A 13,938-nucleotide genomic window follows, 5' to 3' on the forward strand; every position below is an offset into this window, starting at 1 on the left:
TTCGAGAACTTCGATTCACGCAAGTTCAAAGAGTCGCTGATGACGATCAAGGGCCAGATCGGCCGGAACGTCAAGGCGCCGAACATCCAGTTCGATCTGATCGAGCTGGGTGGGAATCAGTTCTCCGACCTTGTGCGCGAGTCGGAGACCTATTCGTTGGAGACCTCCGCGCAGTGGTTGCGGTTTGTGGCAGGCGCCGGGGCCAGCGCGCAGGCCGAGTGGGATCCCCTGCACCGCAAGGTCAGCGCCAAGGTCGAAGCAAGCGCGCATTACAAACTGGCGCTGTTTGAAGCGAAGGCCGTGCATACGTGGTCGATTCCTTCGCGCACGGGGTGGATGCAGCGCTACGGCGATATCGACCTGGGTGCGATCGTGTTCCAGATGTCGCTGGAGCTGCATGGCTTTGCCGGAATGAAGCGCGCCTTGATGGGCGCTGCTGGCGTGACCATTGATCGCGGCGCTGTGAAGGTTGAGGCGCAGCCGCGCGATCGTGATGACAGTTTTGTGCCCAGCTTCGACATTGTGCGGGGCATGCCCCGGGCTGACATGGGCGATCCGCCGGACAAGGATGGCAAGCCGTCGGGGCGCTTTGTGATGGCGGCGGTGGGCGAGAAGCCGCCAAAGAGCCTGAATGGTATGCAGGTGAACGCCGAGGCGTTTGTGGGTGTTGAAGCGGGGCTGACGCCTGCGGGCGAGCTGCAGTGGCTGCCGCCGCAGCAGGGAAAGCCGGTGACGCTTGCGAAGTTGAGCCAGGGTCTAGCAGGTTCTGCAGGCGCGGGTGTCAAGGCGCAGCTGTATGTGTACTACGCGGATGGGAGGTTCAGGATCAAGGTCAGTGCGCGGTTGTGCCTGGGCATTGGCTGCAGAGGGTCGCTGGATTTTGTGGTGGGCGTGGAGGGGATGCTGGAGTTCGCCAAGTGGGTGTATTACCAGTTGGCGCATGCTGGGTTTAGGAAGTTGCTGTTTATTGCGGAGGACGCACTAAAGTATCTTTCTCGAGCAGTTTTTCTGGTGTTTTCCCGCGATGGCGCTATGGCTGAATACCTGACCGGCGAAATTAGTGTCGCTCAGTACAGGGTGAAGGCGCTGATCAACAGGATTAACGCTGCGGAGAATAGAACGAAGCTGGTGCGGCGCATCAACGCTGTCGCAGCGAGTCCATCCGACGGTAGTGGGACATGGCTTCTTTACGCGACACCTATGACTCGTGGGTTGCTTCTCTACGCGATCACTCGACACGACTGGATGACGCACATGCAGAATCCAGCCGGTGTCGAGGGCGTTCTTGATCCGCAAATGCACTACCTTCCTGATCACAAGAAGGCTGTGATTCGTGTGATAAAGGGCATCACTCTTACCAGTGAGTGGGAAGCCATGTTTCAGCACATGACCGCTGAAGGTGAGCCCAGTAATGAGGAGGCAGGCAAGCTTGAGGGCGATGTAATTAAATTTCTGAACTACGGTGTTTCGTTGTCCGATGATCTAAAAGGCCAAGTGATTGATCCAATCAATGCAGAGGGTAAGGCACCTTCGGGCCAACTGGGGAACATCTACCTTGAACAGTTCCTTGCCCATCGCAACAGACTGCTGGGTAGCTTCCCCAAGGGATATGAGCTGGCCGACCTGCACATGATGGATGTCGATGCACTTCTGGCGCTTGACGGGAAGGATGCCCCTACCTTCGCGAGCCTCGATGGAAGCTACCTCAATCCACTGGATCAGGAAGGACGAGGCATCGCTACGGCCACTAGAGCTGGCACGTCCAGAAGCAGATCCTAACTAAGGCGTCTCTATTCATAGCTGAGGGGGTGATGAAAAACAGCCGTGGGATTACTCCGTCGAACCTGGAGAGGTGGGAGATGCACATCGGAATCTGTTCAGGCTATTGGGGTCGAACAGATACTTGTCCTCGTCGTTTAGAAGCGGATCCGGACCTGGATTTGGATGCCGTTTGAATCGTGTGAACGTCATCGACACGATGAAAAGTGAGTCTCCGCCACGGTTATCGTGGCTTCGCTGCACCTTCTCCTTGCCATGCGCAGGTCCGCGCGGATCTCGTGTGTCGGAAGTGTCGTAGGGATCCTGATACCAGTCAAACATCCACTCGAACCCATGGTCGATCATGTCGTACAGGCCTAGCGGGGTGGGCGGGTACTGACCCAGCGGGGTTGGGCCGATGGTGTAACCGTGCTGGGAAGCGTAGCGTGAGACTGTCTTGTTGTCGCCGACGTTCCTTCCATCATCGACGCTGCCATCATCGGTTGGCCAGATGACGAACTGGCCCCGGTTACGCGCCGCGTATTCCCACTGCGCCTCTGTTGGCAGCTCCATCTTCCTGCCGATCAATTTTCCCACCCATCCGCAGTATTGCTGTGCAGCTTCCCAGCTCACGCCGACCGGTAGGTCGTCCGGTATATTCCTGTACTCCAGGTCAAACGGGTACTGCGCCGTTCGTGGCTGCCCCGTGGCGTCGGTGTAGACGTCGAAGTCGGCGTAGGTGATCTTCTTGGCACCAATTGCGTAGCTGCTCAGCGTTACCTCGCGCAGCACATCATCGTTGCGGTCACTGCTGTACGGCATCTTTGCGCGGGGATCGATGGGACCGAAGTCGCCCATGATGAAGGTGCCGCCTTCCACCTCCACGAGGTCTTTTTGGGTCTTTTGCGACAGCGCTTGGATGCGCGCGGTGAGTTCAGGAGAGAACGTCTGGGGCTTTTTCGGCGCGGGGCCTTGGCACGCGGCAAGTAGAAACGCTGTTGGCACAAGGGATTTCAGAAGCGCGGATCGAAGTGGTCGCATTGAAAGCACCGATCAGTTCTGGATGGACTGAATCAGCGTAGCAACCACGGATACGGGTGCGACACTCATGACGTGTGAGGGACGTAAGCCGGAGGCACTGATTGGGCGGGGGATTCGCCATGCCGCGCATCGAAGCTTGTAGGTGCCACGCTGGCTCAGGTCGGGCAAACCCTGGGCATGTCCGGGGGCCGTGCAGCGGCAATGCTCACTGGAAACTTTGCCCGAAAGGCCGACATGGTCGACCTGGTCGAAGTGATCACGTTTGAGAGCTACAGCCGCCGGCTGATGGGGGTGCCCACCCACGTGGATGTGGGCGCGACGACGCGGGCGGGTGACAGCACAATGTCCGTGGGCAGCGCCGCCCGCCAGAAAGGCTCGGCGTTCGAGAACTTCGATTCACGCAAGTTCAAAGAGTCGCTGATGACGATCAAGGGCCAGATCGGCCGGAACGTCAAGGCGCCGAACATCCAGTTCGATCTGATCGAGCTGGGTGGGAATCAGTTCTCCGACCTTGTGCGCGAGTCGGAGACCTATTCGTTGGAGACCTCCGCGCAGTGGTTGCGGTTTGTGGCAGGCGCCGGGGCCAGCGCGCAGGCCGAGTGGGATCCCCTGCACCGCAAGGTCAGCGCCAAGGTCGAAGCAAGCGCGCATTACAAACTGGCGCTGTTTGAAGCGAAGGCCGTGCATACGTGGTCGATTCCTTCGCGCACGGGGTGGATGCAGCGCTACGGCGATATCGACCTGGGTGCGATCGTGTTCCAGATGTCGCTGGAGCTGCATGGCTTTGCCGGAATGAAGCGCGCCTTGATGGGCGCTGCTGGCGTGACCATTGATCGCGGCGCTGTGAAGGTTGAGGCGCAGCCGCGTGATCGTGATGACAGTTTTGTGCCCAGCTTCGACATTGTGCGGGGCATGCCCCGGGCTGACATGGGCGATCCGCCGGACAAGGACGGCAAACCATCGGGGCGCTTTGTGATGGCGGCGGTGGGCGAGAAGCCGCCAAAGAGCCTGAATGGCATGCAGGTGAACGCCGAGGCGTTTGTGGGTGTTGAAGCGGGGCTGACGCCTGCGGGCGAGCTGCAGTGGCTGCCGCCGCAGCAGGGAAAGCCGGTGACGCTTGCGAAGCTGAGCCAGGGTCTGGCCGGTTCTGCAGGGGCGGGTGTCAAGGCGCAGCTGTATGTGTTCTACGCGGACGGGAGGTTCAGGATCAAGGTCAGTGCGCGGTTGTGCCTGGGCATTGGCTGCAGAGGGTCGCTGGATTTTGTGGTGGGCGTGGAGGGGATGCTGGAGTTCGCCAAGTGGGTGTATTACCAGTTGGCGCATGCTGGGTTTAAAGAGTTGCTATTTATTGCGGGGGATGCCTTGGAGTATCTTTCCCAGATAGTGCTTCTCCTGTTCTCCCGCGATGGCTCTATAGCGGACTATCTCGTTGGTAGCATTGAGGTAGCTAAGGAGAGGGTTGGGGCAGTGGTTCGCAGCAATGAAATTGCCAAGAACAGGCTGCTTCTAGTGCGTCGCATTAACGCTGCCCCCATGGAAGCTTCTAATAGGTTAGGTGGGTGGCTCGTCTACGCAACGCCAATGACTCGCGGAATGCTTCTCTACGCCATCACTCGCCATAACTGGATGACGCACACGCAGAATCCAGTCGATGTTGAGGGGTTGCTTGATTTCCAGGTGCACTACCTCCCCGATCACAAGAAGGCTGTGATCCGTGTGATAAAGGGCATCACGCTTGTGAGTGAGTGGCAAGCCATGTTCCAACACATGACTGCTGAAGGCGAACCCAGCGATAAAGATCCAGGCAAGCTTGAGGGTGATGTGATTAGATTTTTGAACTACGGCTTTTCGTTGTCCGATGATCTAAAAGGCAAGGTGATAGATCCAATCAATGCGGAGGGCGAAGTGCCTTCGGGCCAGCTGGGGAACATCTACCTTGAACAGTTCCTTGCCCATCGCAATAGACTGCTGGGAAGCTTCCCCAAGGGGTATGAGCTGGCGGACCTGCAAATGATGGATGTCGACTCGCTTCTGGCGCTAGATGGAAAAGACGCAGGCACTTTCGCGAGCATAGATAGTGAATACCTCGATACCCATCGCCGGGCACATGGAATTGCCGCGAAATCTGGTCGGGGCATTCCGGTAAGCGCATCTTAGTCCGCTGTGGAAGTCCAAATAGGGGCATCGGTGAAGATGAATAACGTGTCGCTTCACTCTTCCTTCGATCCTCCAAGACTGGCAGCAGCACAGCGGAACCTGTTTGAGCTGTTGGGGTTGAAGAGGTGTTTGTCTTCCTCATCAAGCAACGGATTCGGAGCAGGATCGGGGTGTCTTTTGAATCGCGTAAACGTCATGGACACAATGAAGAGCGAGTCTCCGCCTCGATTGCTGTGGCTTCGCTGCACTTTCTCCTCGCCCTGCACGGGGCCGCGAGGGTCTTCTGTGTCGGAGCTATCGTATGGATCCCGATACCAGTCATAGACCCACTCATATCCATGATCGATCATGTCATAGAGGCCCAGCGGAGTGGGAGGATACTGACCTATTGGGGTAGGTCCAGTAAGGTAGCCATGCTTTGCTGCATAGCCTCTGATCGTTCTGAAATCCCCCACATTCCTACCGTCGTCTACGCTGCCATCATCGGTGGGCCATATGACGAACTGACCCCGGTTACGCGCTGCGTACTCCCACTGCGCCTCGGTCGGCAGCTCCATCTTCCTGTCGATCAATTTTCCCACCCATCCGCAGTATTGCTGTGCAGCCTCCCAGCTCACGCCTACCGGCAGGTCGTCGGGCAGGTTCCTGTACTCCAGATCCATCGGGTACTGTGCCGTTCGGGGCTGCCCCGTGGCATCGGTGTAGACGTCGAAGTCGGCATAGGTGATCTTCTTTGCACCAATTGCGTAGCTGCTCAACGTTACCTCGCGCAGCACGTCATCGTTGCGGTCACTGCTATACGGCATTTTCGCGTGCGGATCGATGGGACCGAAGTCACCCATGATGAAGGTGCCTCCTTCCACCTCCACGAGGTCTCTTATGGTCTTTTGCGACAGTGCTTCGATACGTGCTGTGAGCTCAGGAGAGAGCGTTTGGGCCTTCTTGGGGGTGGGGCCTTGGCACGCAGTAAGTAGAAACGCTGCTGGCACAAGGGATTTCAGAAGCGCGGATCGAAGAGGCGGCATTCAAAGCACCGATCAGTTCTGGAAGGACTGAATCAGCGTAGCAATGCGGGGGCATCACACGTGGCGGCTGAGGCTGTCCGCTGCCCGGATCTTGTAGTGCCTTACCCATGCTCGGCTCAGACACCGCGCCAGAAGCAGCCGAGCATGGGCTCGGCTCTACCAATGCGGTGCGCGCTGCGTCAAAGTCGTCACGGTAGCGCCGGGCCATGCCCGGTGGAGGAATCTGTAGAGCCGAGCCCGCGCTCGGCTTGGGCACCAGGCAGGAAAGCAGCCGAGCATGGGCTCGGCTCTACAGATTCCGGCTGCAGTCGAGCAAGCTTGACTCTACGGTCAGCTAGAAAACCGCATCCCCACCCGCGCGCCGCCCATCGGGGCGCTGCCGATCTCCAACGCGGCGCCATGCCGCTGCGCGATCTCGGCCACGATGGCCAGGCCCAATCCACAGCCATCGCCTTGGCTGCTGGCGCGGTAGAAGCGTTCCGTGACGCGGCCGCGCTCAGTCGCGTCGATGCCGGCACCATCATCATCCACCCACAGCTGCACGCCGTCATCCCGGCCCTGCACTGCCAGCGTGATCACCCCTTGCTCGGCGCCGTACCGCAGCGCGTTGTCCAGCAGATTGCCCAACGCTTCACGCAGCAACGGCGCATCGCCTTGAACCGGCACGCCGTCATCTGGTCCCTCGTAACCCAGGTCCAGGCCAGCCGCCAGCGCACGGTCGGCATAGCGCTCGACCACGCCACGTGCCAGCACGGCGACGTCCAGCGTCTGCAACGGCAGGGCGCTGCCCTGTGCATCCTCCGAACGGCTGAGCAGCAACAGCTGGTTGACCAGATGCTGCAGCCGCGACAAGCCGGCCAGCGTGCCGGACAGCGCCAGTTGCTGTGCCTGTGGATCCCGCTGCCGCAACGAACTTTCCAGCTCCACCTGCATCGCGGCCAAGGGCGTGCGCAACTGGTGTGCAGCGTTGCTGACAAAGCGCCGCTGTGCCGCCTGCATCGCATCCAGCCGCTGCAACAAGGCGTTGTAGGCCTCCACCGCCGGCCATAGTTCACGCGGTGCTTCCTGCGCCGGGTCCAACGGCGCCAAGGGGTCCGGGCGCGGGCTGGCCAGGCGCCGCGCGACCTGGTTGGCATGCCGCGCCGCAGCGCCGGTACCGGACCAGGCCAGCCATGCGGCCAGCGCGAGGATCGCAGCCTGGAACGGCACGCTGGTCATCAGCAGCTTGCGCTCCAGCCGGTGCCGCTTGCGCAGGGTCTCGGCCACGCGCAGGCGCACGTCGTGGCCGCCTGCCACAGGCACCACCACGTCCACCATGCGCACGGGTTGCCCGCGCAGTCGCGCATCGTAGTAGGTCGCTTCGTCGTCCGCGGCCTGCGCGGGACGCGGCAGCGCTTCGGGCAGATCGCCGTAGAGGCGTGCACCGGCGGCGTCGACCACCTCGCCATGCACCTCGTCCACGGTGTCCCAGGTGAACATGCGCGACATCGCCGGCGTCACGTCCATCACGGCGCGTCCGTCCTCGTCCTTCACCAGCTCGGACAGCGACATCGCTGAATCCAGCAGCCAGCGGTCGTAGACCTGGCCGGCAAAGTAGCGCGCCAGTGCGAAGGATCCCACCGCACTGCACAGCAGCAGGACCAGCAGCGGCAGCCACAGGCGCCGCAGCAGCAGCCCGCGCAGGCTGTGCATGCGCTCAACCATCGATGGCCTCCAGCCGGTAGCCGAGACCGCGCAGCATGCGGATGCCAACGCCCGCGCCCGCCTGCTCGAGCTTGCGGCGCAGGCGGCTGACATGCACCTCGATCACCGACAGGTTGGCGTCGTGGTCCCAGCTGTACAGCGTGTCGAACAACCGTTGTTTGGTGACCGTGCGCCCGGGTTGCTGCATCAGTGCATCCACCAGGGCGAGTTCGCGCGCGGTCAATTCGATGCGCTGCCCGTCCACCTGTACTTCCTGGCGGATGCTGTCCAGGCACAGCCGGCCGAGTCGCTTCTGTGCCGGGGCATCGCTGCGGCGGCGCGACAGGGCGCGCAGGCGTGCTTCCAGCTCGCCCAGTGCGAAGGGTTTGGCCAGGTAATCATCACCACCGCGGTCCAGGCCGAGGATGCGATCCTCCACGCCGTCGCGCGCGGTGAGGATCAGTACGGGCAGCGTGATGCCCTGGTCGCGCAGGCGCGAGAGCAGTTCCAGTCCATCCACATCGGGCAGCGACAGGTCCAGCACCATCACGTCATAGGGTGCGGCGGCCAGTGCCGCGGGTGCCAGCAGGCCCAGCGCAAGGTGGTCACACAAGTGGCCGGCGCCCTGCAGGGCACGTACCAGGCCGTCGGCCAGGGCCGCGTCGTCTTCGATCAACAGGATTCGCATTGCAAGCTTCGCGCAAGGTTCGGGAAAGTTTGGCGCAAGTGCGCCACCTTACCGTGGCGCGCATGAATTTCCTCCCTCGTTCGGCGGCCCTGCTGGCCGTACTGGCGTGCGCACCGGCGGCATGGGCGATCAGCCTGCAGGACGCACAACGCGCCATGGATGCGCACAACCCCGACCTGCGCGCGGCGGCACTGGAACTGCGTGGGGCACAGGGTGATGCACTCAGTGCCGCACTGCGGCCGGCGCCGGAACTGTCGCTGGGCAGCAGCAAGATCAGCCCGAAGCACGGGGTCGGCAGCGGCCGCTGGCAGGACAAGCGCGTGGACAGCACCGTTGGCCTTGGCTGGACCTGGGAGCGCGGTGGCAAGCGCAGCCTGCGCATGCGCCAGGCCGATGCATTGGTGGAGGCCGCCGGACTGGACATGCTGGATGCCAAGCGTCGCCAGCAGCTGGCGCTGCACGAGGCGTACTTCGGCTTGAAGGCCGCGCAGGACAACCTCGACGTTGCCGAGGCGAACCGGCGCAGTTCCGCCGAGCAGATGGCGGCGGCCGAACGCCAGGTCGCGTCCGGGGCGATGGCGCCGGTGGATCGTGCGCGCCTTGCGGTGGATGACCTGGCGGTGGCCGACGCGGCGCGTGACGCGGCGCTGGATCTGCGCGATGCGCGGCATGCGCTGGCCCTGCTGCTGGGCTTGGATGAAAGCGCGTCGCTCAGTGCCGACGATGACTGGCCGGATGCCACCCTCGAACCCGCAAGCAGCGCTGCCGATCCGCAGCAGCGTGTCGACCTTCGCGCCGCCCGTTCGCGGCTGGCCGCCGCCGATGCGGGCGTGTCGCTGGCGCGCAGCGAGCGCCGCCGCGACATCCAGTGGGGCGTGGAAGCCGAGCGCGAGCCGACCGACATCAACGGCGTTACCTGGGGCGTTTCGGTGACCATTCCATTGGGCGCGCCGTCGCGCGCGCGTGGCGGAATCCAGCGTGCCGAGGCTGACCGCGATACCGCCGCGCTGGAACTGCATGCGCTGCAGCGCCAGGCCTGGGCCGAGCTGGACCAGTTGCAGGCCAGCGCCGCAAGCGCCGCGCAGCGCCGGCAGGCGTACGAAGGCCTGCAGGCCGACAGCGCGCGCAAGGCCGTTGAAGGCATCGAGCTGGCCTACCGACGCGGTGCGGCCAGCCTGACCGACCTGCTGGATGCGCGCCGCAGCTGGCGCGATTTCGAAGTCGCGCTGATCCAGGCGCGTGCCGACCATGCCGTTGCGTTGGCGCGCTGGAACGCGGCCACGTCTGTAGCCCAAGGAGATGCGCCATGACCCCGCGTGACGTCACCCAACCGCGTGCGCGCCGCGCATTGCTGCCTGCGCTGCTCGCGCTGGCCCTGCTGTCCGGCTGCGGGCGTGAGCCGGCGACCCATGCCGATCCTGCGCCGGCCGTCAGTGCCGGCCAGATCCAGTTCCCGGCCGACAGCCGCCAACTGGAGGTATTGCGCAGCGAGGCCGTGGGCGAGGGGGCCAGCGCATTGCTGCCGCTGCCTGGCCGCATCGTGTGGGACGAAACCCGTTCCAGTGCCCTGCGGTCTCCGATGCCGGGTCAGGTGTCGCGCATCGAGGCGCAGCCGGGGCAGAAGGTCAAGGCGGGTCAGGTCATCGCCTGGATCACCTCGCCGGAGTTCGGCCAGGCGCAGGCGGAGGGTGTGCGTGGGCAGGCTGAACTGCAGCAGGCCCGGCGTGAGCTGGAGCGCACCCGCGAGCTGCATGCCGCCGGCGTGGCCTCAGGCCGCGAACTGGACGAGGCGGAAGCGCATTTTGCCGGCAGCCAGGCCGACCATGCCCGCGCCGCCGCGTTTGCTACCGCCTATGGCAATGGCAACCGCGTTGACCAGCGATTGCCGCTGCGCGCGCCCATCGACGGCGTGCTGGTGGAACGGCGCATGAGCCCCGGCATGAACGTCGGCCCGGAGAGCGAGCGGCCGCTGGCGGTCATCGGCGATCCGGATCGCCTGTGGCTGCTGCTGGACATCCCGGAAAGCCTGGCTGGTCGCCTGCGGCCCGGCATGCAGGTGCGTGTGCCGACGGCCGATGGCAGCTCGCTGCAGGCCACGCTGCAGCACGTCGATGACTTCGTCGACAACGAGCGCCGCGTGGTGCAGGCCCGCGCCGAGCTGGACAACCGCAACCGCAGTTTCAAGGCCGGGCAGTACGTGCGGGCCCAGGTCGCGCTGCCGGGGCAGGGCGGCGTATCGCTGCCGGATGCGGCGGTACTGCTGATCGACGGCAAGCAGGTCGTGTTCGTGGAGGAAGGCAGGGGGCACTACGCCCGCCGTGCCGTGCAGGCCGAAGAACTGGGCGATGGCCGCCTGTGGGTACGCGAGGGCCTGCCCGCCGGCAGCCGCGTGGTGGTTGAAGGCGGCCTGCTGCTGCAGCAGCTGGTGGATACCGCGCCGGCCACGTCTACCTCGGGCACGGGGCGCGCCGCGCCATGATCGACCGTTTGATTGCGTACTGCCTGCGCCAGCCGCTGATGGTGATGCTGGCGCTGCTGCTGTTCATCGGCGGCGGCGTTGCGGCGTTCCGCGTGCTGCCGGTCGAGGCCTTCCCCGATGTGTCCGACACCCAGGTAACGGTGGTGTCGCTGCACCCGGGCCGCGCGGCCGAGGAGGTCGAGCGCGAGGTGACGATGCCACTGGAAGTGGCGTTGTCGGGCATTCCGCACTCGGTGCGGGTGTTCTCGCACACGCAGTTCGGTCTGTCGATGATCATCCTGACCTTCGATGACAAGGCCGATGACTACTTCGCCCGGCAACAGGTGCTGGAGCGCCTGCAGGGCGTGGACCTGCCCGAAGGCGTGACGCCGGAGCTGGAAGCGATGAGCTCGGCGGTGGGCGAGATCTACCGCTACGTGCTGAAGGCACCGCACATGAGCCCCACCGAACTGCGCACGGTGCAGGAATGGGTAATGGAACGTGGCCTGCGCACCGTGCCCGGCGTGGCCGATGTGATCAGCTTTGGCGGCTACGCGCGTACCTTCCAGGTCAAGCCGGACCTGGACAAGCTGCGCGACCGTGGCATCAGCCTGGGGGAGTTTTCCGAAGCGCTGGAGAAGGGCAGCTCCAATGCCGGTGGTGGCTATGTCGAACGCGGCCAGCAGCAGTTCCTGATCCGCGGCGTTGGCCTGATGCGCTCGCCCGCCGACATCGGCAGCGTGGTGGTGGCGCAGAAGGGCGGCACGCCTGTGCTGGTGCGTGACCTGGCCAGCATCGCCGACACCGGCCTGCCACGGCAGGGCCTGGTCGGCCAGGACGGCAACGATGACGCGGTGTTCGGCATGGTGCTGATGCGCAAGGGCGAAAATCCGTCCGATGTGCTTGATGCCCTGCATGCGCGCGTGGCCGAGATCGAGGCCGGCCAGCTGCCGGCCGGGGTCAGCATCGAGCCGTTCTATGACCGCTCCTGGCTGGTGTCGACCACGTTGAAGACGGTGTTCCGCAACCTGCTGGAAGGTGCGGTGCTGGTGTTCCTGGTGCTCTGGCTGTTCCTGTACAACGCCCGCGCGGCGCTGATCGTGGCGGCGATGATGCCGCTGGCGCTGCTGTCCACCTTCCTCGGCCTGCACCTGTGGGGCGTGCCGGCCAACCTGCTGTCGCTGGGGGCGATGGACTTCGGCATCATTATCGACGGTGCGGTCATCGTCACCGAGCACATCGTTTCACGCTTGTCCTCGCTGCCACCCAGCGCGGACCGGAAGACACGGTTCTCCACCGTGCTGTCGGCGGCCTCGGAGGTCGGGCGGCCGACGTTCTTCTCGATGCTCATCATCATCGCCGCGCATATTCCGATCTTCACCCTGCAGCGGCAGGAAGGCCGGATGTTCGCACCGATGGCCTACTCGGTGACCTCGGCATTGATCGGCGCACTGATCCTGGCGCTCACCGTGGTGCCGCTGTTCTGCTACTGGTGGCTGCGCCGTGACCGCATGCGCGGCGAAAACCCGCTGATGGACCGACTGACCGGCTGGTACCAGCCGGTGCTGGAGCGTGCCCTGGCCCGCCCGCGGGCAGTGGTGCTGACCGCCGTGGCCCTGCTGGTCGGCACCTTGGCGCTGGGCACGCGGCTGGGCTCGGAGTTCCTGCCCGAGCTGGATGAGGGTTCGATCTGGCTCACCGCCACCCTCGACCCCAGCACCAGCCTGGCCGAAGCGCAGCAGCAGTCGCGGCGCATCCGCGAACTGGTGAACACCTATCCGCAGGTGTCGACGGTGGTCGCCAAGCTTGGGCGGCCCGAAGACGGCTCCGATGCCAAGGGCGCGAACCAGATCGAGGCGCTTGTGGCGCTGAAGCCGGAGAAGGAATGGCCCAAGGGCGTGGACAAGCGGCAGCTGATCGCCGATCTGCAGCGCACGCTCGAACAGCGCATTCCCGGGCCGGAGTTCTCGATCTCGCAGCCGGTGCGCGACAACATCCTGGAGAGCATCTCGCAGATCAAGGGCCAGGTCGTCATCAAGGTCAGCGGTGCCGACCTGGACGTGTTGAATCGACATGCCCAGGCCATTCTCGGCCAGGTGCGTGGCGTGGACGGCGTGGAGAGCGCCTTCATCGACCGCGATGGTTCGCTGCCGCAGCTGCAGATCGAGATCGACCGCGACCGTGCCGCGCGCTACGGGCTGAACGTGCGTGACATCGACGAGGTGATCGAGACGGCGCTGGGGGGCCGTGAAGTAGGCGAACTGTGGGAAGGCGACCGCAGGTTCCCGATCACCCTGCGCCTGGACGATGCCGACCGTGACCTGCAGCGCCTGCGCATGGTGCCGGTGGGGATCGGTGATGGACATACGGTGACGTTGTCCGATGTGGCTGATTTCCGAATGGCCAGCGGTGCGATCAACATTTCCCGCGAGAACGCGCAGCGGGTGAAGGCCGTGAGCATCTTCATCGCCGGCCGCGATATGGGCAGCGTGGTGGCCGACATGCGTTCGCGGGTGGATGCCAGCGTCGCACTGCCCGACGGCTACCGTCTGGAATGGTCGGGCGAGTTCGAGAACCAGCAGCGCGCGATGAAGCGGTTGGGCTGGGTGATCCCGCTGTCGGTGCTGATCATCTTCGTGCTGCTGTTCGATGCGTTCAAGGACATCAGCAGTGCGGCACTGATCCTGGCCAACGTGCCGCTGGCGATGATCGGCGGCATCCTGGCCCTGTGGGTGACCGGCATTCCACTCTCGGTGTCGGCCGCGATCGGCTTCATTGCATTGTTCGGCCAGGCGGTGCTGAACGGCGTGGTGATGCTCAGCCGCTTCGCCCAGCTGCGCGAGCAGGGCATGGATCTGCTGCAGTCGGTGGTGCAGGGCTCGCTGCAGCGCCTGCGTACGGTGCTGATGACCGCGTTGCTGGCGATGTTCGGCCTGCTGCCGATGGCCACCTCGCATGCCATCGGTGCAGAGACGCAGAAGCCGCTGGCGGTGGTGGTGATCGGCGGCCTGCTGTCGGCGATGCTGCTGACCCTGCTGGTGCTGCCGACGTTGTATTACTGGGTGCACCGCCGGCGGGAGGCGCGGGCGGGCTGACGAAAATGTAGAGCCGAGCCCATGCTCGGCTGC

The 13,938-nt window shown here is 64.0% G+C and carries 8 protein-coding genes and 1 pseudogene; 5 read left to right on the plus strand and 4 right to left on the minus strand.

All coding sequences use genetic code 11. From position 1 onward, the window contains the following. A pseudogene (locus QMZ26_RS00005) lies at positions 1-1,779 on the plus strand (DNA repair protein); the annotation flags it as partial. Between the two features lie 51 nt (positions 1,780-1,830). Here the strand turns inward: QMZ26_RS00005 and QMZ26_RS00010 are convergent. Then, positions 1,831-2,763: an SUMF1/EgtB/PvdO family nonheme iron enzyme gene (locus tag QMZ26_RS00010; RefSeq protein ID WP_283220149.1), complete on the minus strand. Its 933-nt coding sequence runs from the start codon at positions 2,761-2,763 to the stop codon at positions 1,831-1,833. Between the two features lie 270 nt (positions 2,764-3,033). Here QMZ26_RS00010 and QMZ26_RS00015 point away from each other — a divergent pair, with 270 nt between their 5' ends. After that, positions 3,034-4,956, plus strand: a complete 1,923-nt coding sequence (locus tag QMZ26_RS00015; protein WP_283220150.1) for a hypothetical protein — start codon at positions 3,034-3,036, stop codon at positions 4,954-4,956. Positions 4,957-5,009: 53 nt separating this feature from the next. Here QMZ26_RS00015 and QMZ26_RS00020 read toward each other — a convergent pair whose 3' ends face one another. The 3 genes from QMZ26_RS00020 to QMZ26_RS00030 form a co-directional block, all read right to left on the minus strand. Next, complete coding sequence (locus QMZ26_RS00020) at positions 5,010-5,981, minus strand: SUMF1/EgtB/PvdO family nonheme iron enzyme (RefSeq protein ID WP_283220151.1); 972 nt, start codon at positions 5,979-5,981, stop codon at positions 5,010-5,012. Positions 5,982-6,311: 330 nt separating this feature from the next. Continuing rightward, complete coding sequence (locus QMZ26_RS00025; protein WP_283220152.1) at positions 6,312-7,685, minus strand: sensor histidine kinase; 1,374 nt, start codon at positions 7,683-7,685, stop codon at positions 6,312-6,314. Beyond that, a complete protein-coding gene (locus tag QMZ26_RS00030; RefSeq protein WP_283220153.1) occupies positions 7,678-8,352 on the minus strand; it encodes a response regulator in 675 nt (224 codons plus the stop codon). The genes QMZ26_RS00025 and QMZ26_RS00030 overlap by 8 nt, the downstream gene beginning before the upstream one ends. A 62-nt stretch (positions 8,353-8,414) precedes the next feature. Here QMZ26_RS00030 and QMZ26_RS00035 point away from each other — a divergent pair, with 62 nt between their 5' ends. Genes QMZ26_RS00035 through QMZ26_RS00045 form a run of 3 tightly spaced genes read left to right on the plus strand, consistent with a single transcriptional unit; the run spans position 8,415 to position 13,905 of the window. After that, entirely contained in the window at positions 8,415-9,662 is a 1,248-nt protein-coding gene (locus QMZ26_RS00035) for a TolC family protein (protein WP_283220154.1), read from the plus strand. After that, on the plus strand, positions 9,659-10,831 hold the full coding sequence (locus QMZ26_RS00040) for an efflux RND transporter periplasmic adaptor subunit (RefSeq protein WP_283220155.1): 1,173 nt from the start codon (positions 9,659-9,661) through the stop codon (positions 10,829-10,831). The genes QMZ26_RS00035 and QMZ26_RS00040 overlap by 4 nt, the downstream gene beginning before the upstream one ends. Continuing rightward, positions 10,828-13,905, plus strand: coding sequence for a CusA/CzcA family heavy metal efflux RND transporter (locus QMZ26_RS00045; protein WP_283220156.1), 3,078 nt, complete (start codon positions 10,828-10,830; stop codon positions 13,903-13,905). The genes QMZ26_RS00040 and QMZ26_RS00045 overlap by 4 nt, the downstream gene beginning before the upstream one ends. The last annotated feature ends 33 nt before the right edge of the window (positions 13,906-13,938 follow it).

The sequence above is a fragment of the Stenotrophomonas sp. PFBMAA-4 genome, from assembly GCF_030053215.1.
In the GTDB taxonomy this organism is placed as follows: Bacteria; Pseudomonadota; Gammaproteobacteria; order Xanthomonadales; family Xanthomonadaceae; genus Stenotrophomonas.

Coding starts and splice junctions, on each gene's coding strand:
- QMZ26_RS00045 (WP_283220156.1), top strand. CDS start 10,828: ATGATCGACCGTTTGATTGCGTACTGCCTGCGCCAGCCGCTGATGGTG.
- QMZ26_RS00020 (WP_283220151.1), bottom strand. CDS start 5,981: ATGCCGCCTCTTCGATCCGCGCTTCTGAAATCCCTTGTGCCAGCAGCG.
- QMZ26_RS00040 (WP_283220155.1), top strand. CDS start 9,659: ATGACCCCGCGTGACGTCACCCAACCGCGTGCGCGCCGCGCATTGCTG.
- QMZ26_RS00035 (WP_283220154.1), top strand. CDS start 8,415: ATGAATTTCCTCCCTCGTTCGGCGGCCCTGCTGGCCGTACTGGCGTGC.
- QMZ26_RS00025 (WP_283220152.1), bottom strand. CDS start 7,685: ATGGTTGAGCGCATGCACAGCCTGCGCGGGCTGCTGCTGCGGCGCCTG.
- QMZ26_RS00030 (WP_283220153.1), bottom strand. CDS start 8,352: ATGCGAATCCTGTTGATCGAAGACGACGCGGCCCTGGCCGACGGCCTG.
- QMZ26_RS00015 (WP_283220150.1), top strand. CDS start 3,034: ATGGTCGACCTGGTCGAAGTGATCACGTTTGAGAGCTACAGCCGCCGG.